Here is an 18121-nt window from a genome sequence, read left to right on the forward strand (position 1 = left end):
CGGCCGCTCGTGATTTGCCGGGCTTGCCTTCGGCCGAGGCCGGGCTCACCCTTGATCGAGGCAGGGAGGGGGCGATGAACCGCCAGATCCGCAAGCCGGCGACGGACGGCATGTGCCGCATTCCCGGCGGCACGTTCCTGATGGGGTCCGACCGGCACTATCCGGAGGAGGCGCCGGCACATCGGGTGCGGGTCGCGCCCTTCGAGATGGACGAGACCTGCGTCACCAACCGGCAGTTCGCCGCCTTCGTCGCCGAGACCGGCTATGTCACCGTCGCCGAGCGGCCGCTCGATGCCGCGACCTACCCGAACGCGGCGCCGCACGAGCTGCTGCCGGGGTCGACGGTCTTTCACATGACGGCCGGCCCGGTCGACACGCGGGACTTCCGCCACTGGTGGGGCTGGGTCACGGGCGCCTGCTGGAAGCACCCGGAAGGGCCGGGAAGCGCGGTCAAGGGGCGCAAGGATCATCCGGTGGTGCACGTCGCCTTCGAGGACGCCGAGGCCTACGCCGCCTGGGCGGGCAAGGCGCTGCCGACGGAAGCGGAGTGGGAGTTTGCCGCCCGCGGCGGGCTCGATGGCGCGGAATTCGCCTGGGGCGACGAACTGGTCCCACGCGGACGGCACGTCGCGAACACCTGGCAGGGGGCCTTCCCGTGGCAGAACCTGGCAGAGGACGGCTGGCCCGGCACCTGCCCGGTGAAGTCGTTCCCGGCCAACGGCTACGGCCTGCACGAGGTCTGCGGCAACGTCTGGGAATGGACGACCGACTGGTTCGCCCCCCGGCATACGGCGGAAAATCCGGAAAAGCCGGGCTGCTGCGTCGCGGACAACCCGCGTGGCCCGGGCAAGGCCGGCAGCTACGATCCGCGGCAGCCCGACATCCTGATCCCCCGGCGGGTGGTGAAGGGCGGGTCGTTCCTGTGCGCTCCGTCCTACTGCCGGCGCTATCGCCCGGCGGCACGGCACGCGCAGATGATCGACACCGGGACGAGCCACATCGGGTTCAGGTGCGTCCGGCGGCGGGCCCCGGAGGCATGATCGCTCGGGGCTCGTTCGCGGCACCTTGAGGTGGTCGCGGGCGCCCGGCCAATCGAGAGTGCGGAAAAAGAGGAGGCCCCGGCGACCTGTCGGGTCGCCGGGGCCTCCTCTCCGCTACGCCTTCGGGGACTGGATCAGTTCCGGTTGCCGAAGAGCTGCAGCAGCATCATGAACATGTTCAGGAAGTCGAGGTAGAGCTGCAGGGCGCCCATGATCGCGGCCTTGCCCAGGAACTCCTCACCTTCCGCGGCGCGCAGGCGCAGGTAGGTGTTCTTGATGTTCTGCGTGTCGTAGGCGGTCAGGCCGGCAAAGATCAGCACGCCGAGCCCGGAGACCGCGAACGTTACCGCCGGCGAGGCCAGCCAGATGTTGATGAGCGAGGCCACGATCAGGCCGATCACGCCCATGATGAGGAACGACCCCCACCCGGAAATGTCCTTCTTGGTGGTGTAGCCCCAGAGCGACAGGCCGGCGAAGGCGATCGCCGTCACGAAGAACACCTGCGCGATCGACACGCCGGTGAACACCGAAAAGATCCACGAGATCGACAGACCCATCAGCGCGGCGAACAGCCAGAACACGCCCTGCGCCGCGGCGACGGACATGCGCGAGATACCGGCGGAGAAGGCAAAGACCACCGCGAGCGGCGCAAACATCACCACCCACTTCAGCGGCGAGGTGAACATCGCCTGCAGCAGGCCGACCGGCAGGACGCGCGTCGGCTCGCCGGCAACGGCGCGGGCGAAATCGGTGCCGACCACATAGGCGACGAGGCCGGTGATGATCATGCCCACGGCCATCAGGCCGTAGACCTTGTTCATGTGCGCGCGCAGGCCCTCGTCGATCGCAGCGGTGGCGGTGCCGGCACCGGCTCGACGAACTGTCCCGTAGTCGGCCATTGATTCCCTCCGTTAGCCCTTGGGTCCGGCGGACGGGCGCCCGCGCGGGTCTCCTGATATCGGCGACGGACCCCGGGTTTTCAACCGCCAGACCGACCGCGCGAGGCAGCAATATTGCAGGAATCCCGATGTTTGTCATCATGCCCCGCCCCGCTCGCACCATGTTGACCACGCGACGGCAAGCGGCGAGGGTCGGGCAGCAGCCGGAGACAGAGACAATGCGCCACGTCCGGACCCTGATCCTCGCCTCTGCCCTGACGCTCCTCGCGGCCGTCTTCCCGGCGGTCTGTCCCGCGCAGGCCGAGGTGCGACTGCTCGCGTTCGGCGATTCGCTGGTCTACGGCTCGGGACTGACCCCGCCGGAGGGGTTCGTGCCGCAGCTCGAGGCCTGGCTCCACGCGAATGGAGCAACCGATGTCGTGGTGCTGAATGCCGGGATCCCGGGCGAGACCACCGCCGAAGGGCTGGCCCGGATCGGCCAGACGCTGGAAGAGACCCGGCCCGATGCCGTTCTGGTGGCGCTTGGCGCCAACGACCTGCTGCGCGGCCTGTCGACGGCACGGATGTTCTCGAATCTCGATGGCATCCTTCACACCGTCTCGACCGAGGACCTGCCGGCGCTGCTGGCCGGCCTGCCCGCGCCGCCGACCTGGCGCCGCGACGACCGGGCAACCTATCGCGAGACGTTTCGCACCCTCGCCGAGGAGCACGACGCCATCTTCGTGCCGACGTTCTTCAGCGGGATGAGCGGACAGGGGATCGCGGGCGTGCGCCGGATGATGCAGCCCGATGGCATCCATCCCAATGCCGAGGGCGTTCAGGCCAACGTTGCCGCCATTGGCCCGAGCGTGCTGGCACTGGTGGACCGGGCCCGCGACCGGGGTGCCAAGTGAGCCGGCCCGCGCTCGCGTCGCGCCACCGGCGATGATTCGCGCCTTTGCCGCGCTGGCGCTGCCCGAGGCGCTGCGCTTCGACCTGATGCTGGTGCAATCGGGCCTGCCCCTGCCCCGCCCGGTACCGCCGGAGAACCTGCACCTGACGCTGGTGTTTCTCGGAGAGGTCGCCGGGCCGACGCTGGCCGACGTCGACGCGGCCTTCAGCAAGGTGCGGGTGCCGCCGTTCGAGCTGGCGCTGTCGGGGCTCGGGATGTTCGGCGGCGCCAGGGCGCGCAGCGTCCACGCCGAAGCGGTGCCGTGCGCGCCGATGCTGCAGCTGCAGGCGAAGCTCGAAACCGCGGCGCGCAGTGCGGGAGTCGCCGTCCCGGGGCGGCGGTTCGCGCCGCACGTCACGCTGGGGCGCGTGCCCGAGCGGTTCGCCGAGCGCCCGCGGCTGGAAGCCGCGGTGGCGGCGCGAGGCGGCTATCGCTCCGCCCCGGTCCTCGTCGAAGACTATCGCCTGTTCCAGTCGTGGCTCGGCCCGGTGGGCTCGACCTACGCCGAGCTCGCCACCTACGCCCTCGGCTAGAGGAGCGGGCGCCGCAGCTCCGCCGCGACGTCCGCGCGGGTGAGGCCCATGTCGCGCAGCATCCGCGCGTCCAGCTCGGCAAGGTCCTGCCGCGAGCGGTAGCGCGCATCGAGATCGAGGATGGCTTTCAACAGGCCGCGCACCGACAGGCGCGGCCGGTCAGTACGGACGTTGCGCGTGGTCGTCAGGGCGGACATCGAACGGCTCCATCATTTTTGGTTGAGGATTGCGGCGAGTACATCACCGTAGTTGATGTGTAGTCGCGGCTGATCTAGATTGAAAACGATGATTTGTGCGATGATCCATCAAGGATGATGATATGCCGCGCCAGCTCGACCTGACCGCCCTGCGCTCGTTCGCGGCCGTCGCCGACTCCGGCGGTGTCACCCGCGCGGCGCTGCAGCTGAACCTGACGCAATCCGCCGTGTCGATGCAGCTGAAGCGGCTCGAGGAGTCGCTGGGTCTGGCGCTGCTCAACCGCTCGGCGCGGACGATCGCGCTGACCGCGCAGGGCGAGCAGCTGCTCGCCTATGCCCGGCGGCTGCTGGCGCTGAACGACGAGGCATGGGGGCGGCTGACCCATCCGGCGTTCGAGGGGACGCTCGATTTCGGCGTGCCGCACGACATCATCTTCCCGCACGTGCCGGTGGTGCTGCAACGCTTTGCCGCGGAGTACCCCCGGGTGAAGCTGCAGCTGCATTCGCTCTACACCAGCGGGCTCAGGGAGATGCTGGCGCGTGGCGAGATGGACATCATCCTGACGACGGAGTCGTCGGTCGATCCGGGGGGCGAGACGCTGCGCCGCGAAGCCTTGGTCTGGGCCGGCGCGCCCGGCGGGCAGGCCTGGCGCGCCCGGCCGCTGCGCTTCGCGTCCTGCGCCCACTGCGTCTTCAAGCGGCCGGCGCTCGAGGCGCTCGAGGCGGCCGGCATCCCGTGGGAGATCGCGGTCGAAATCGATCTCGACGGCGGCGATCGACGCCACGGTCGCGGCCGACCTCGCGGTCAGCGTGCAGATGGAAAGCGGCGTGCCGTCACGCTGCGAGCCGGTGCGCCATGGCGGCGCGCTGCCGCTGCTGCCGGACCACCGGGTCAACATGTACATTGCCCCGGGGCCCCGCGCGGTGCTCGCCGAGCGGCTGGCGGGGTTCCTGCGACAGTCCTACGGCGTGGCGGAAAGCCTCGCGGCGGAGTGAGCTAGTCCGCCGCCGCCTCGGCCGGCTGGAAGTCGAGCGCGACGCCGTTGATGCAGTAGCGCAGCCGGGAGGGCGGCGGGCCATCGGGGAAGACGTGGCCGAGGTGGCTGCCGCAGGTGGCGCAGTGGACCTCGGTGCGCACCATGCCGTGGCTGGTGTCCGTGTCGGTCTCGACGGAGCCCGCGACCGGATCGTTGAAGCTGGGCCAGCCGGTGCCGCTCTCGAACTTCAGGTCGGAGCGGAACAGCGGCGTGCCGCAGCCGGCGCAGGCGAACGTCCCTGCCCGCTTCTCGTGCAGCAGCGCGCAGCTGCCCGGCCGCTCGGTGCCGTGCCCGCGCATCACCGCAAACTGCTCCGGCGTCAGGATCCGCCGCCATTCCGCCTCGCTGTGCGTGACCTTGTAGCCCATGCGCCGGGTCTCCTTCATGCCGCTGTCGCAAGCGAGATATGGGGACAGCCGCGGGCCGTGTCGAGGCGGGTCAGGCCGCCTCGAGCGTCACCCAGATCGGCACGTGGTCCGAGGGCTTCTCGCGCCGGCGGACCTCGGCGTCGATGCCGCAGGTCTCGAGCCGGTCGGCGGCCTGCGGCGTCAGGAGCACGTGGTCTATGCGGATGCCCCAGTTCTTCTGCAGGGCGCCGGCCTGATAGTCCCAGAAGGTATAGACCCCCGGGCTGCGGTCCACGGTGCGGAGCGCATCGGTCAGGCCAAGGTTCATCAGGCGGCGGAACGCGGTGCGCGTCGGCGGCAGGTAGAGCGCATCGGTGGCCCATACCAGCGGGTTCCAGCAGTCCTCGTCCTGGGGGATGACGTTGTAGTCGCCGAGGATCACCGCGGTCTCCTCGGCCTCGACGAGCGCGCGGGCGCGCGCCTCGAGCCGGGCCATCCAGCCGAGCTTGTAGTCGTACTTCGGCCCGGGCGCCGGGTTGCCGTTCGGCAGGTAGAGCCCGCAGATCCGCACGCCGTCGACGGTGGCCTCGATCCAGCGCGACTGCTCGTCGGCATCGTCGCCGGGCAGGCCCCGCGTCACGTCCTCGAGCGGCCGCTTCGACAGCAGCGCGACACCGTTGAAGCCCTTCTGCCCGTGCGTCTCGATGTTGTAGCCGAGGTCCTCGATCTCCAGCCGCGGAAACTGGTCGTCGGTGGACTTGATCTCCTGCAGCGCCACCACGTCGGCGCCTGCATCGCGGAGCCAGTCGAGGAACGCGGGCAGGCGGGCCTTGACGCCGTTGATGTTGAACGAGGCGATCTTCATGGCGCCGGACGCTATCCGCCCCGGCCCGCGTCGGCAAGCGGGCCTGCGCCCGTCTTGATTTGACAGCCCCCGCCGCGAGGCGCCATCTGTGGCACATGCGTGACGACGCCCCGACCGAGATCACCGCCGACCTGCTGCTCCGGGCGTATGCCTCCGGGATCTTTCCCATGGCCGAGTCGGCGGACGCGGACGAGCTGTTCTGGATCGACCCGCAGCAGCGCGGCATCCTGCCGATCGACGCGATGCACGTCTCGCGGCGGCTGGCGCGGAGCTTTCTCGCAGGCGGCTTCGAGGTGGTGGTGGACGGGGATTTCGCCGCGACGGTGCGCGCCTGCGCCGAACGGCCGGAGACCTGGATCAACCCGCCGATCCTGCGGCTCTATGAGGAGCTGCACCGGAGGGGCCACGCGCATTCCGTGGAGATCCGCGAGCGCGGCGCGCTGGTGGGCGGGCTCTACGGCGTGGCGCTCGGCGCCGCGTTCTTCGGCGAGAGCATGTTCAGCCGGCGGCGCGACGCATCGAAATTCGCGCTGATCGCACTGGTCGCGCGGCTCCGCTTCGGGGGATTCGAGCTGCTCGACACCCAGTTCGTCACCGCGCATCTCGCGACGCTCGGAGCCATCGAGCTGCCCCGGGCGGAGTATCGCCGCCGGCTGCGGGCGGCGACCGCGAAAGGGGCGCGTTTCGGCGCGCTGTCCGCGACGGCGACCCGTCAGGAGATGCTGCAGCTCACCACCCAGACGTCGTAGCGCGGGTGATCGAGCGCCGAGAGCGCCGGAGACGACGCGAACATCCAGCCGGAAAAGCGCGGCGTCGGCTCGCGCACGTCACGGATGCTGAGGAACGCCTCGGCGTCGCCCTGCGGATCGTCACGCGGCACCCGGCACGCCTCGGCATGGATTTCGAGCTGGCCGAAGGTCAGCGTCTCGCCGACCCGCACCTCGAGGTCGCGCGAGATGCCGTTGAGGTTGTCGAGGCCGCGCAGGTGGATGACATCGGCATCGACCTGCGCCTCGTCGTTCGTCACCTCGCCGGCCGACAGCGCCGCGGCGGACGGCCCGGCGAGGAACGCGAGCGCGAGCAGCGCGCGGATCATTGGCTGCCGCCGCCTCCGGCAAACTTCATCAGCAGGTTCAGCAGGCTGACGGAGCCCTGTGTGTTGAGGATTCTGGTCGCCCGAAGCGAAGTCCGTCTCCGACGCGCCGGGCGTCAGCTCGACGAAGTTGCCGCCGAGCAGGCCCTCGGACGAGATCTTCACGTCGGAGTCGTCCGGCAGCTTCACCGCGTTCTGCACCGCGAACGTGGCGTTGGCCTCGAAGGTCTGCGGGTCGAGCGCGAGATGGGTGACGCTGCCGACCTTGATGCCGGCGAGCCGGACGTCGGTGCCGACACTGATCCCCTCGGCGCTGCGAAACTTGGCGGTGAGCGGGTAGCTGCCCCCGGTCATCGACGTGCCCCGCACCTGGCCGGCATAGACGACGAAACCCGCCGCCGTCGCCAGCACGACCGCGCCGATCACGGCCTCCGCAACGCTGTTCGCCATCGAAATCGTCCTTCCTGGCCCCGGCTGCCTTATTGCGGCGTCCAGGCCTCGTAGTCCGGCTGAACCCGCGGCCCGGCGGGAGCGAGGATGCTGCCCGGGGGACGATAGGCGAGCGCGGTGCCGGTCATGTTGGGCACATGCGGCTTTTCCCAGGCCTTGCGCGGCAGCGGCGCCTCGGTCGGCGGCTGCTGCCACGTGTGGTGCAGCCAGCCGTGCCACTCCGGGCTGACCTGGCTCGCCTCGGCCTCGCCCTTGTAGATCACCCAGCGGCGGCTGCCGTCGGCGGTCTGATAGTAGATGTTGCCCACCGCGTCCTCACCGACGCGCTGGCCATGACGCCGGGTAAAGAGCGCCGTTCCGATCGTCGCGCCGTTCCACCACGTCAGGATCTTGAGCAGGAAGTTCATTCCGGCCGTGCCTCCGCCTGCAACCGGCCCCGTTATGGCGCAAGCCGCCGGAAGCGTCCAGCCTTTCGCGGCGCAACACCGGCAGCCGAGCCGCTTCCGACCGAAGCGGGCACCTTCGCCCGCGAGTTTAGACAGCCCCCCACTGCCTTACCGCGCCAGATCGCGGATGCCCTCGTCGAGGCCGGCGAGCGTCATCGGGTACATCCGGCCGCCGAAGATCGCCGCGATCATCCCGGTCGACGGCGTGTAGCCCCAGGTACGCGCCGGCGTCGGGTTGATCCAGATCGCGCGGGGCCACGCGGCCACCACGCGGCGCAGCCACGTCTCGCCGGATTCGGTGTTCCAGTGCTCGCTGGCGCCGCCGGGGCTCGCGATCTCGTAAGGCGACATCGCCGCGTCGCCGACGCAGATCACCCGGTAGTCCGGGCCATAGGTGTGCAGCAGGTCGGCCGTCGCGGTCTGCTCGTCCCAGCGCCGGCGGTTGTCCTTCCACACGCCTTCGTACAGGCAGTTGTGGAAATAGAACGGCTCGAGGTGGCGGAACTCGGTGCGCGCGGCCGAGAACAGCTCCTCGACCAGCCGCACGTGCGGGTCCATCGAGCCGCCGACGTCGAGGAACAGCAGCACCTTGACCGCGTTGCGCCGCTCCGGCCGGGTCACGACGTCGAGCCAGCCCTGCTCGGCGGTCTTCCGGATCGTCGCGCCGAGGTCGAGTTCGTCGGCGGCGCCGTCGCGCGCCCAGCGGCGCAGGCGGCGCAGCGCCACCTTGATGTTGCGGGTGCCGAGCTCGACCTGATCGTCGAGGTTGCGGAACTCGCGGCGGTCCCAGACCTTGACCGCGCGCTGGTGGCGGCTCTCGTCCTGGCCGATACGCACGCCCTCGGGGTTGTAGCCGTAGGCGCCGAACGGCGACGTGCCCCCGGTCCCGATCCACTTCGAGCCGCCCTCATGCCGGCCCTGCTGCTCGCGCAGCCGCTCCGCGAGGGTCTCCATCAGCTTGTCGAAGCCGCCCAGCGCCTCGATTTCGGCGCGCTCCTCGGGCGTGAGGTGCTTTTCCGTCAGCTTGCGCAGCCACTCGGCCGGCAGCGGCGCGGCGGTGACGAGCGCCTCGACGGTGATCCACTCGAGCCCCTGGAACACCTGGCCGAACACCCGGTCGAAGCGGTCGATGTGGCGTTCGTCCTTCACCAGCGCGGTGCGGGCGAGGAAATAGAACGTCTCGGGCTCGTACTGCGCCATCCCGGCCTCGAGCCCGGCCAGAAGGTCGAGGTATTCGCGCAGGCTGACCGGCACCCCCGCCTCGCGCAGCGCGGCGAAGAAGCGCCCGAACATCAGAGGAGGCCGAAGGCGCCGCCCAGCACGCTGACCGTCAGGGCGACGAGCACGAAGAGGATGCCGTGCGCCGCGGCGTATTGCAGCTGGTCGAGGCGATCGCCGCCCCGGCGGGCCGCGCGGATCGCGCCGAAGGTGGCGCCGAGGAGGAAAAAGACGAGGAGGAGCACGGGTGGGCGGCTTCTATTTCTGTTCGAGGTGCTGGAGCGCGGCGAGCTGCGCCTGCTCGCGCGCAAGCGCGCCATCGGTGTCGCCGAAGCCATAGCGCGCCCATCGCAGACTGTCGAGGCGGGTCTCCCGCGCCGCGTCCGCCTGCCCGAGCGCCGACTGCGCCTCGGCCTTCACCGACAGCAGGCCGGCGATCAGGATGGCGTTCTGCGCCTTTTCCGCCACCGGGATGTGCCGGTTGGCCAACTGGATCGCCAGATCATACTGGCCGGTGCCGACGGCGAGCGCGGCGAGGTGAACCCCCGCCTGTGCCGTGCGCACGTCCTTCGGCCCGAGCTGGCGGGAGAAGAGGTCGTAGGCATCCGAGAAATCCTGCGCCGCAGCGGCCGGATCCTGCCGCAGGCTGAGCCGGCCGAGGGTGAGCAGCGCGACGCCGAGGCGGTGATCGACCGGGCGCATCTCGGCGGCGATCTGGGCCGCGAGCTGCGCCGCGCCGAGCCGGCGCTCGTGCGAGGCGCCGCGATCGAGCGCCGTTTCGAGCGCGGTGGCGAACGCCTTCGACTCCGGCGCGCGATCGGTGCGGGGCAGGCCGCGGCCCGCCGGGTTCACCCGGTCGAGCACCTTGCCGAGCCGGGCCGCCACCTCGGCGCGGGTCATGCCGGAATGAAACTCCGGCTGATAGAGCGTGCGCAGCATCAGCATGTCGAACGGCGTCGCCATGCCGTGGAAATTGTCGTCGTTCCAGATGGTATCGGGCAGCCGGTACAGGTCGTTCGCCGGCCCCAGCGCCTGGGTCACTTCCTCGTTCAGGCAGTCGCGCAGGTCCTGCGGCGTGGTGTCGGGCGGCAGGAAGATCGCGGCGCGCTGCAGCGTCGTCTGCTGCGACCAGCGCACCTGCTCGCTGTCGCGATCGCGCATGAAGTCGGCCCAGCTGGTTTCCCCGGGCACGATGAAGCAGGCTGCCGTGGGGAAGATCCGGGCGATCTCGGCCGCCGGCACCGCCTCGATGCGGATCTGCGCCGACGCCGGGTCGTCGGTGGTGGCGATGTCGACACCCGCCTCGACCCGGATGCGCTTGAGCAGGGCCGCGAGGTCGGGGGCGTAGGGCGCCAGCGCCGGCGAGCCCATGTAGACCCGCACGGGCGTCTCGTAGCGCAGGATCGTCTTCAGCGTCTCGCCGCTTTCGAGGGCAAAGGTGAGGTCGAGGAAATCCTGGCCGAGGTCGTGGTTGGAGCGGGCAACGCCTTGCGGCAGCGTCACGGCGCCGAAGCGCACGGAGCTCAGCCCTTCGGGCGGCGGATGCGCGACGCAGCCGGCCATGGCGACCACGCCGCAAAACGCCAGCGCCATTCGAACTCATGCCAAGGGGCGAGAGACGGCGCTCGCGGCAGCTTGCGGCGCGGCGGATGGCGGGCGGGGCCGCGCGGTGGGGCGGGGAGCGCCTCACCGCGGGCGCGCCGAGCGGGGCCGCTCGGTCAGCGGCGCAGGCGCCGGACGTTCGAGCGGGTCTTGGCGCTGTAGGGCCGAAGCGCGGCGGAGGCGATGCGCACCGGGTCCGCGCCCGTCGCCGCGGCGACCGCCGCGCGCTCGGTGGCGGTGGCAAAGGCCGTCGCCTTCTCGAGCACCATGCCCACGGCTTCGGGGCCGGTCATCGACCCCTGCGCCATCCGCATGCAGCGTCGGGCGATGATCTCCGCCGAAGCCACGCACATCTGGCCGTAGGCAAAGCTGAAATCCATCCAGGCGGTCGCTGCCTGGATCTGGCTGTAGGCTGGAAACATCGAACACTTCCCGGTTTTGCTGCACCGCACAATAGCAAGGTGACAAACGGTTGTCACGCGGCAACCCGCCCGATCGGCTCACGATCGCCGCCCCCGGGCCATGAATGCGAGGCGCTCGAAGAGATGCACATCCTGCTCGTTCTTCAACAGCGCGCCGTGCAGCCGCGGCAGCGCCGTGGACGGATCGGCGCGGAGATCCTCCGGCGCGAGGTCCTCGGCGAGAAGCAGCTTCAGCCAGTCGAGCACCTCCGAGGTTGACGGCTTCTTCCGCAGGCCGGGGGTGTCGCGAATCTCGAAGAACTGGGTGAGTGCCGCGTGGACCAGCCGCGGCTTCAGCCCGGGAAAGTGGACATCGACGATGCGCGCCAGCGTCTCGGCGTCCGGGAAGCGGATGTAGTGGAAGAAGCAGCGGCGCAGGAACGCATCGGGCAGCTCCTTCTCGTTGTTCGAGGTGACGATGACGACCGGACGCTGGCGGGCACGCACCGTCTCGCCGGTCTCGTAGACAAAGAACTCCATCCGATCGAGTTCCTGCAGGAGGTCGTTCGGGAACTCGATGTCGGCCTTGTCGATCTCGTCGATCAGCAGCACGACCCGGCCCTCGCTGGCGAATGCCTTCCACAACGGCCCCGGCCGGACGTAGTTGCGCACGTCGTGCACCCGCTCGTCGCCGAGCTGGCTGTCGCGCAGGCGGCTGACGGCATCGTACTCGTAGAGGCCCTGCGCCGCCTTGGTGGTGGATTTCACATGCCATTCGAGCAGGGGCATTCCGAGGGCCGCCGCAACCTGTCGCGCCAGCTCGGTCTTGCCGGTGCCGGGCTCGCCCTTGACGAGAAGCGGGCGCTCGAGGGTGATCGCGGCGTTCACGGCGACCGCGAGGTCCGGCGTCGCCACATAGTCCGCCGTCCCTTGGAATCTCATCGCAATTTCTGCCCGTTGCCGTGCACGTCCCGGCGAACGTAGCAGGGAGATGCGCGTTAGCAAGGCAGGATATCTTCACGTGACAAGGGTAGGGAAAGGCTATATCGGGTGCCCAGCGAAAACGTTCGGGGCCAAACGATGTCGGCGCGGACCATTCGGCGCCGACTTCGGGCCCCCGAGTAGATCGAGGTGCGAGAGTCCATGAACGCCGAGGCCAAGTTCGACATCGAGTACGTGCCCTCCGAAGACGAACCCTTCATGAACTCGCGACAGCTGGACTATTTTCGCCGCAAGCTGACCGCCTGGAAGGCGTCGATCCTTGCCGAGAGCAAGGGCACGATCGAGCACATGCAGGAAGGCTCGCGTAACATTCCCGACATCGCCGACCGCGCCTCCGAGGAGACCGACCGCGCGCTGGAGCTGCGCACCCGCGACCGGCAGCGCAAGGTGGTCTCGAAGATCGACGCGGCACTGCGTCGCATCGAGGAGGGCAGCTATGGCTACTGCGAGGAGACCGGCGAGCCGATCTCGCTGAAGCGCCTCGACGCCCGCCCGATCGCAACGCTGTCGCTGGAGGCGCAGGAGCGCCACGAGCGCAAGGAACGCGTCCACCGCGACGACTGACCCGCACGGCCGATCGCAGGCAGTCGGCTGGCGTGCCTCGCAGTCCGGCGCGGTCGAACCCCGCGCGTCGCCGGAACGTTCGTTCCGGGCGGCGGCTCAGCTCGTGACCGGGGGGCCGCAACTGACCGGGGCGTCGCTGACGCCGGTCATTTCCTGGCTCACTGCCGTCTCGACACCGTTCTCGGTCTCGATCACGCGGATCTCGCTGCCGACCCGGGTGTGGCGGAAGCAGGACGTGCCCTGCCCCTCCCAGTGGAAACAGTAGAGCGGTGCCTCGTAGTCCCAGGTGCCTCGCATGCAGGTGCCATCGTAGAGCTGCAGCGCCACGATGTTGCTGCCCGGGAAATAGTGCTCGAGCGCCCAGAGTTCGCCGTTGATCCGATAGGTGAGCGTCCGGCCCATCGCCATCGCGCGCCACTCCTCGACCGGAATGTCGACCGCCTGGGCCGGATCGGCCGGGCCGACCTGCGAGGCCGCCGGCAAGACCGCGGCGGCGGCGAGGATCAGGGCGAGATCAAGGCGGTGCATGGTGGTTCTTTCGGGCGGCATGCCTTGGGGGCGAGCATAGACCCCGCGTCCCGCCGACGCCAGAGCGGCCGGGCAGCTGGTGGGGGGGCCGGGCCCGGCCCGAGTTTTAACCGAGACCGACAAACGGAGCTTGCCGGTTTCTGGCGCGGGTTTATAGCCCGGTTTTCCAGTGCGTTCGATCCAGTCGAGGATCGTGCCGAGTTCACCTTGCAGGGTGACGGAGACGTTCCGGCGCGTCGGGCCGGGGGTGATAATGATACGGTCAATGATCTTGCGGATCGCCTCGGCCGCTTCTCCTGCGTCCTCTGGATGATCGAGCGCCTCGGTTAGCCGCTCGATCCGGCGCCGATAGGTCTCGGCAATGCCAGGATGAATATCGGGGCCGTCCTGGGGAATATCGGAGAGACGGGCGTTAAGAACGTCCTGTTTCGTCTCCAGTTCGGTCAACCGCTCGGACAAAGCACGATGCCAGCCGCCTTGCTCGATGACGCGGACGATCTCGGCAATGGCTTTTGTCGTCTCGGTCAATTCCCTGCGGCTGGCCTCGTTGGTCGCGCGGCGCTCGTGGTTGAGCCGGTTGGTTTCCTGCGCATAGGCGCGCATGGCTTCCGCCGCCATGTCCGGGGCCATCATGTGGTCGCGCAAGCCGGTGAGCACACGAGCCTCCAGCGCCTTGCGGCCGACGGTGCGGGCATTGTCACAGCCATTGCCCAGCACATGATTGGTACAGGCATATCGATCCTGTCCGCGCTTGGCATAGGAACCGCCACAGCAGCCGCAAACCATCAGACCGGAAAGAAGCGTGCGCGGCCTGTGGGTGGCGTTGAGATTGCCGTTTCGGGCAAGGCCGCGCTTCCTCCCTTCGCGCGATGCCTCGACCTGGTACAGTGCGCTTAACTTGCCCTGCCGGACCTTGGCGGCATCCCATAGCTCTTGTGGGATGATACGAAGCGCGGGCGCCTCGGCGCGTATCCATTCGCTTTCGGGATTCATCCGATAGGCGAAATGGCCGGTATCAGGGTTCTTGAGCTTCCTCTGCCGGTTCCAGCGGATGGTGCCGATATACAGCTCGCAATTGAGGATGCCGTAACTGATGGTGCGATTGCCCCTAATACCAACCCGCATTGATCAGAACCCTTGCGCCCAGTCCCGACGGCCGATGGATCGGATGCGCCAGGGTTGGTCGACGAGGTCGTTCCAAGCGGCGCAGCAGTGGGCGACGATGTCGTCGTAGCCCTTGAAGACCCGGTTCGAGAGCCAGTTGTCGCGCATGAACTGCCAGATGTTCTCGACCGGGTTCAGCTCGGGCGAGCGGGGCGGCAGCGGCAGGATGGTGATGTTCTTCGGCACGATGAGGGCGCGGGCGAGGTGCCAGCCGGCCTGGTCGAGGATGAGGATGGCGTGGGCACCCGGCGCCACCGCGGTGCTGATCTCCGCGAGGTGCGTCTGCATCGCCGGCGTGTCGCAGAACGGCATGACGATGCCGGCGCCCTTGCCCTCGGCCGGGCAGATCGCGCCGAAGATGTAGGCCCAGGCGGTGCGCTGGTCGTGCGGCGCCCGCGGTCGGGCGCCCCGCCGCGCCCATCTTCGGGTGAGCTTGTTCTTCTGCCCGATCCGCGCTTCGTCCTGGAACCAGAGTTCTATGCGCTTGCCGGGATGCGCGGCGCGGACCTCCGCCACGCGCTCCGGGAGACTTTTTTGAAAGCCGCCGCCGCCTCCGGATCCTGGGCGTAGTGCCGCGGCCGCGCCGAAAGCTTGCGGAAGCCGAGCGCCCGGAGTTCCCGTCCCACCGTCGCCTCGCTCACCGACACCCGGAACGCCTCCCAGAGCCACTGCACCAGGTCGATCCGCCGCCAGCGCACCACCCCGTCGCGCCAGGGCTCAGGTCCCGCCTCCACCACCTGCGCCAGCGCCGCCCGATGCTCTGCCGTCAGTGTCGGCGCCTTGCCGGGGGCATGCCGGTCGATCAGCCCCGACGGGCCTTCCGCGTTGAACCGCAGCACCCAGTCCCGCACGATCTGCAGCCCGACCCCGCCGACCCGCGCCGCCTCCGTCCGCGTGCCGCCCTCCGCGATCACCGCCAGCGCCAGCAGCCGACGCACCTGCTTCGCATCCCGGCTGTCCCGCGCCAGCCGGCGAAGATCGTCACCATCCAGATCACCCCGAAGCCCGATCGCTGCCGCCATGGAAAACCCCTTCGTTCTCCATGATGAATCACGACAACGCCCTCAGGGGAATCCCCCGCGTGAGTCAGGACCTATGCGCGCTGGTATTAATGCGTGTACCGACGTCCGTCCGCGCACGACCCTCTGCCAAATACATGAAGGCCGGCGCCAGTTTGTCAGGGTCGATCCAGTTCCGTCGAGCGGCTTCGTCATAATTGCGCTCGGACATGGGCGTCCGCATATACATGCCCGGAGTGACGACATGGCACCGGATATTGCGGTCTGCCCCTTCGAGGGTCAGCGATTTGGCGAGCCCCTCGAGCGCGTGTTTGGCGGCGCAATAGGCGGTTTCGTTGGCAAAGCCCTCGATGCCGGAGCGGGACGAGACGAAGATCAGGGTGCCCCCGGTTTCGCTCATGCCCGGCCAGGCGGCGCGGGCCAGCTGGAAGCCGGCCTGCAGGCCCACCTGTACGGTGCGACAGAAGGAGCCGAGCGTCTCGTCTTCGAACGGCCTGGGGTCAAGGATCGCCGCATTGTGGATGACCGTATCGACCCGGCCCAATTGGGCGAAGGCGGCCATGATCGCCTCTTCCGTCGCGGCGGCATCGGAAAGGTCGACCGTAATGCCCATTGCTTCGGCGCCGCAGTGAGCCACCGTTTCCTCGAGGGCAGCCCGATTATAGTCGAGCAGAGCGAGCCAGGCGCCGCGGGCCGCAAAGAGCCGGGCGATCGCCGCGCCGAGGCCCTGGGCGGCACCGGTGAGGATGACGCCCTGGCCGGCCAGCGGTCGGGTCACGGCAGGTCGACCCAGGACCGGCTTTGCGTCGAGCGCTTGACGGCATCGAGCACCTGCTGGTTCTTCAGCCCGTCTTCAAAGGTCGCGCCGCGCTCAAGGCCCCTGCCCCCGCGAATGGCCGAGGTCAGTTCCCGCAGGGCCGCAACCACCGAGACGTTCCAGACGCCCTTGTTGAGCCCCGGCAGCGCTGCATTGGGATCTTCGACGGTGATGTCGGAGAATCCTTCGCCGGCCTTGGCATACATCAGTCGCTCATTGTCATTGTCGAGCGTGATCGTGCCCTTCGACCCAAAAACCTGTGTCAGGTTGCCGATATTGTTGGCGGCGACCCCCGACATGAAGACCTGCGCCAGCGCTCCGCTCGCCATTTCCATGGTGAAATAGGCAAGATCGTCAGCCGTCGCTGTCCAGGCTTCGCCGGTTTTCTTGTCGAGGCGATCGGGCAAGACGGTCAGCGCCTGCCCCACCACCGAACGCACGGGGCCGAGCCACCAGCGCAGCATGTCGACCTGATGACTGCCATTGGCGCCCAGGCGCCCGCCGCCCTGTTCGGCCAGGCTCCACCAGTCGCCCTTGGGCCGGCTGGCCGGATTGGCCCAGGAGGCGCCTATATTGGCGATATTGACGTGGCGAATGTCACCGAGCTCGCCCGAGGCGATCATCTCGGCGACGCGCTGGCGATTGGGATTGAAGCGCAGCTCGTGGTCGATCATGCCGACGCGGCCGAGGGCATTGGCCTTGTCCAGCATGCCCTTGGCCTCGCCCGCATCCATGGCGGTCGGCTTTTCGCACAAAACATGCGCGCCACGCTCCAGCGCCGCGAGCGTGATCGGCGCATGCAGGTCCGTCGGCGTCGCGATCAGCACGAGGTCGAGCTGATGCTTGTCGAGCATGGCCTGCCAGTCGTCATAGGCGGCTGGAATGCCGAATTCTTCCGCGGCACTTCTGGCGCTCTCGATCCGGCTCGAAGCCAGGGCGACGACTTCGGCGCCCTCGACATGGCGCAGGGCCGGCAGATAGGCAGCGCGCGCAAAACTGGCGCCGACGATTCCGATTTTCATTCTGGTCTCACGAAGTTGGCTCAGCCCATGGTCTTGAGGCGCGGATCAAGGAAGTCGCGCAACCAATCGCCGAGGATATTGAAGGAGAGCACGGTCAAGACGATGGCCATGCCGGGGAAGATCGCCAGCCACCACTTGTTGGCCATGAGCTGGTCGCGACTATCGGCCAGCATGGCGCCCCAGGTCGGCACATCGGGCGGCACGCCGAGACCGAGGAAGGAGAGCGAGGCTTCCGAGAGGATGACCGAGGCGACGTTGAACGAGGCGATGACGGTCAGCGGCGCGATGATATTGGGCAGGATGGTGCGGAAGATGATGAGAAGCGTCGGATCGCCCAGCGCACGCGCCGCCTCCACATACTCTTTTTCACGCAAGGATAGCGTTTGGGCCCTGACGATACGGGCATAGGTGACCCATTGGCCAACCCCAAGCACGATGATGATGTTGACGACGCCCGGTCCCAGGATGACGAGGAACATGATAGCGAGGAGGATGAAGGGAAAGGCAAGCTGAATGTCGCCTAGCCGCATGATGATGTCGTCGATCCAGCCGCCAAAGTAGCCGGCGATCAGGCCGGCTATGACGCCGATCGTGCCGCCCACCAGAATGGCGCAGATGCCGACGAGCAGCGAAATGCGCGCGCCGTAAAGGAGGCGGGAACACACGTCGCGGCCGAGTCCATCGGTACCGAGCAGGAAAAACGCGTTGCGGCGCCCCTCGGTCAGGGGATCGGCAAGGCGCATCATGATGTCCTGCCGGTTGGGATCGAGCGGGGAAATCCACGGGCCGAAGATGGCCGCGAAGGTAACGCAGAGCAGGATCAGCGCCGCGACGAGCGGCCACTTGGCCTGCACCATGGAGCGCATGGCGCGGCGAAATTCGCGGCGGCGATGCGACATGGGCCGGGTCACGATCTGGGGCGCCTGGGTCGTTTCGATAGTCATGG

Annotated in this window: 22 protein-coding genes and 1 pseudogene; 6 read left to right on the forward strand and 17 right to left on the reverse strand. The window is 68.7% G+C overall.

Annotated features, from left to right (window positions below):
• Nucleotides 1–74 precede the first annotated feature (74 nt).
• Nucleotides 75–1040 carry a formylglycine-generating enzyme family protein gene (locus QM699_RS09825; RefSeq protein WP_415010956.1) on the forward strand — a complete coding sequence of 322 codons (966 nt, stop codon included), beginning with the start codon at nucleotides 75–77 and terminating at the stop codon, nucleotides 1038–1040.
• Between the two features lie 134 nt (nucleotides 1041–1174).
• Here the strand turns inward: QM699_RS09825 and QM699_RS09830 are convergent, their stop codons facing one another.
• Complete coding sequence (locus QM699_RS09830) at nucleotides 1175–1939, reverse strand: Bax inhibitor-1/YccA family protein (protein WP_415010957.1); 765 nt, start codon at nucleotides 1937–1939, stop codon at nucleotides 1175–1177.
• Between the two features lie 218 nt (nucleotides 1940–2157).
• On the opposite strand from QM699_RS09830, the gene QM699_RS09835 reads away from it, so the two are divergent.
• Both QM699_RS09835 and thpR read left to right on the forward strand, forming a co-directional pair.
• On the forward strand, nucleotides 2158–2832 hold the full coding sequence (locus tag QM699_RS09835; protein ID WP_415010958.1) for an arylesterase: 675 nt from the start codon (nucleotides 2158–2160) through the stop codon (nucleotides 2830–2832).
• Between the two features lie 31 nt (nucleotides 2833–2863).
• A complete protein-coding gene (thpR, locus tag QM699_RS09840) occupies nucleotides 2864–3403 on the forward strand; it encodes an RNA 2',3'-cyclic phosphodiesterase (protein WP_415010959.1) in 540 nt (179 codons plus the stop codon).
• Here thpR and QM699_RS09845 read toward each other — a convergent pair.
• The gene (locus QM699_RS09845) at nucleotides 3400–3600 is read right to left on the reverse strand and encodes a DUF1127 domain-containing protein (protein ID WP_415010960.1); all 201 of its coding nucleotides are present in this window, start codon (nucleotides 3598–3600) and stop codon (nucleotides 3400–3402) included. The genes thpR and QM699_RS09845 overlap by 4 nt on opposite strands.
• A 122-nt stretch (nucleotides 3601–3722) precedes the next feature.
• Between QM699_RS09845 and QM699_RS09850 the strand changes: the two genes are divergently transcribed.
• On the forward strand, nucleotides 3723–4601 hold the full coding sequence (locus tag QM699_RS09850) for a LysR family transcriptional regulator (RefSeq protein ID WP_415010961.1): 879 nt from the start codon (nucleotides 3723–3725) through the stop codon (nucleotides 4599–4601).
• Here QM699_RS09850 and msrB read toward each other — a convergent pair.
• Both msrB and xth read right to left on the reverse strand, forming a co-directional pair.
• Entirely contained in the window at nucleotides 4598–5005 is a 408-nt protein-coding gene (gene msrB / locus QM699_RS09855; RefSeq protein WP_415010962.1) for a peptide-methionine (R)-S-oxide reductase MsrB, read from the reverse strand. The genes QM699_RS09850 and msrB overlap by 4 nt on opposite strands.
• A gap of 70 nt (nucleotides 5006–5075) precedes the next feature.
• Nucleotides 5076–5849 carry an exodeoxyribonuclease III gene (xth, locus tag QM699_RS09860; protein ID WP_415010963.1) on the reverse strand — a complete coding sequence of 258 codons (774 nt, stop codon included), beginning with the start codon at nucleotides 5847–5849 and terminating at the stop codon, nucleotides 5076–5078.
• 95 nt (nucleotides 5850–5944) lie between these two features.
• On the opposite strand from xth, the gene aat reads away from it, so the two are divergent.
• Complete coding sequence (aat, locus tag QM699_RS09865) at nucleotides 5945–6598, forward strand: leucyl/phenylalanyl-tRNA--protein transferase (protein WP_415010964.1); 654 nt, start codon at nucleotides 5945–5947, stop codon at nucleotides 6596–6598.
• Here aat and QM699_RS09870 read toward each other — a convergent pair.
• The 8 genes and pseudogenes from QM699_RS09870 to QM699_RS09905 all read right to left on the reverse strand — a co-directional run bounded on the left by QM699_RS09870 (nucleotide 6562) and on the right by QM699_RS09905 (nucleotide 12001).
• The gene (locus QM699_RS09870; protein ID WP_415010965.1) at nucleotides 6562–6945 is read right to left on the reverse strand and encodes a DUF2155 domain-containing protein; all 384 of its coding nucleotides are present in this window, start codon (nucleotides 6943–6945) and stop codon (nucleotides 6562–6564) included. The two genes, aat and QM699_RS09870, sit on opposite strands and share 37 nt — an antisense overlap.
• Nucleotides 6942–7392: pseudogene (gene mlaD / locus QM699_RS09875) on the reverse strand (outer membrane lipid asymmetry maintenance protein MlaD). Before mlaD ends, QM699_RS09870 begins: the two are co-directional and overlap by 4 nt.
• Nucleotides 7393–7421: 29 nt before the next feature.
• Nucleotides 7422–7799 carry an NADH:ubiquinone oxidoreductase subunit NDUFA12 gene (locus QM699_RS09880; RefSeq protein WP_415010966.1) on the reverse strand — a complete coding sequence of 126 codons (378 nt, stop codon included), beginning with the start codon at nucleotides 7797–7799 and terminating at the stop codon, nucleotides 7422–7424.
• A 147-nt stretch (nucleotides 7800–7946) separates the two neighbouring features.
• The gene (locus tag QM699_RS09885; protein ID WP_415010967.1) at nucleotides 7947–9131 is read right to left on the reverse strand and encodes a vWA domain-containing protein; all 1185 of its coding nucleotides are present in this window, start codon (nucleotides 9129–9131) and stop codon (nucleotides 7947–7949) included.
• Complete coding sequence (locus QM699_RS09890) at nucleotides 9131–9301, reverse strand: hypothetical protein (protein WP_415010968.1); 171 nt, start codon at nucleotides 9299–9301, stop codon at nucleotides 9131–9133. The genes QM699_RS09885 and QM699_RS09890 overlap by 1 nt, the downstream gene beginning before the upstream one ends.
• Before the next feature lie 13 nt (nucleotides 9302–9314).
• Entirely contained in the window at nucleotides 9315–10649 is a 1335-nt protein-coding gene (locus QM699_RS09895; RefSeq protein WP_415010969.1) for a DUF2927 domain-containing protein, read from the reverse strand.
• A 125-nt stretch (nucleotides 10650–10774) separates the two neighbouring features.
• The gene (locus QM699_RS09900; protein ID WP_415010970.1) at nucleotides 10775–11080 is read right to left on the reverse strand and encodes a hypothetical protein; all 306 of its coding nucleotides are present in this window, start codon (nucleotides 11078–11080) and stop codon (nucleotides 10775–10777) included.
• A 78-nt stretch (nucleotides 11081–11158) separates the two neighbouring features.
• On the reverse strand, nucleotides 11159–12001 hold the full coding sequence (locus QM699_RS09905; protein WP_415010971.1) for an AAA family ATPase: 843 nt from the start codon (nucleotides 11999–12001) through the stop codon (nucleotides 11159–11161).
• 201 nt (nucleotides 12002–12202) lie between these two features.
• Here QM699_RS09905 and dksA point away from each other — a divergent pair, with 201 nt between their 5' ends.
• On the forward strand, nucleotides 12203–12625 hold the full coding sequence (dksA, locus tag QM699_RS09910; RefSeq protein ID WP_415010972.1) for an RNA polymerase-binding protein DksA: 423 nt from the start codon (nucleotides 12203–12205) through the stop codon (nucleotides 12623–12625).
• 96 nt (nucleotides 12626–12721) lie between these two features.
• On the opposite strand, the gene QM699_RS09915 is transcribed toward dksA, so the two are convergent.
• From QM699_RS09915 to QM699_RS09935, 5 genes are all read right to left on the reverse strand, one after another.
• Complete coding sequence (locus tag QM699_RS09915) at nucleotides 12722–14278, reverse strand: recombinase zinc beta ribbon domain-containing protein (protein ID WP_415010973.1); 1557 nt, start codon at nucleotides 14276–14278, stop codon at nucleotides 12722–12724.
• Between the two features lie 3 nt (nucleotides 14279–14281).
• A protein-coding gene (locus tag QM699_RS09920; RefSeq protein WP_415009400.1) for an IS630 family transposase occupies nucleotides 14282–15339 on the reverse strand; the annotation gives its coding sequence in 2 pieces (ribosomal slippage) (nucleotides 14282–14859 and nucleotides 14859–15339; 1059 coding nt in all).
• Between the two features lie 64 nt (nucleotides 15340–15403).
• A complete protein-coding gene (locus QM699_RS09925; protein WP_415010974.1) occupies nucleotides 15404–16114 on the reverse strand; it encodes an SDR family NAD(P)-dependent oxidoreductase in 711 nt (236 codons plus the stop codon).
• A complete protein-coding gene (locus tag QM699_RS09930) occupies nucleotides 16111–17175 on the reverse strand; it encodes a Gfo/Idh/MocA family protein (protein WP_415010975.1) in 1065 nt (354 codons plus the stop codon). The genes QM699_RS09925 and QM699_RS09930 overlap by 4 nt, the downstream gene beginning before the upstream one ends.
• A 20-nt stretch (nucleotides 17176–17195) precedes the next feature.
• Complete coding sequence (locus QM699_RS09935; RefSeq protein ID WP_415010976.1) at nucleotides 17196–18119, reverse strand: ABC transporter permease; 924 nt, start codon at nucleotides 18117–18119, stop codon at nucleotides 17196–17198.
• Nucleotides 18120–18121 lie beyond the last annotated feature (2 nt).

The sequence above is a fragment of the Amaricoccus sp. genome (genome assembly GCF_047602525.1).
Lineage (GTDB): Bacteria > Pseudomonadota > Alphaproteobacteria > Rhodobacterales > Rhodobacteraceae > Amaricoccus.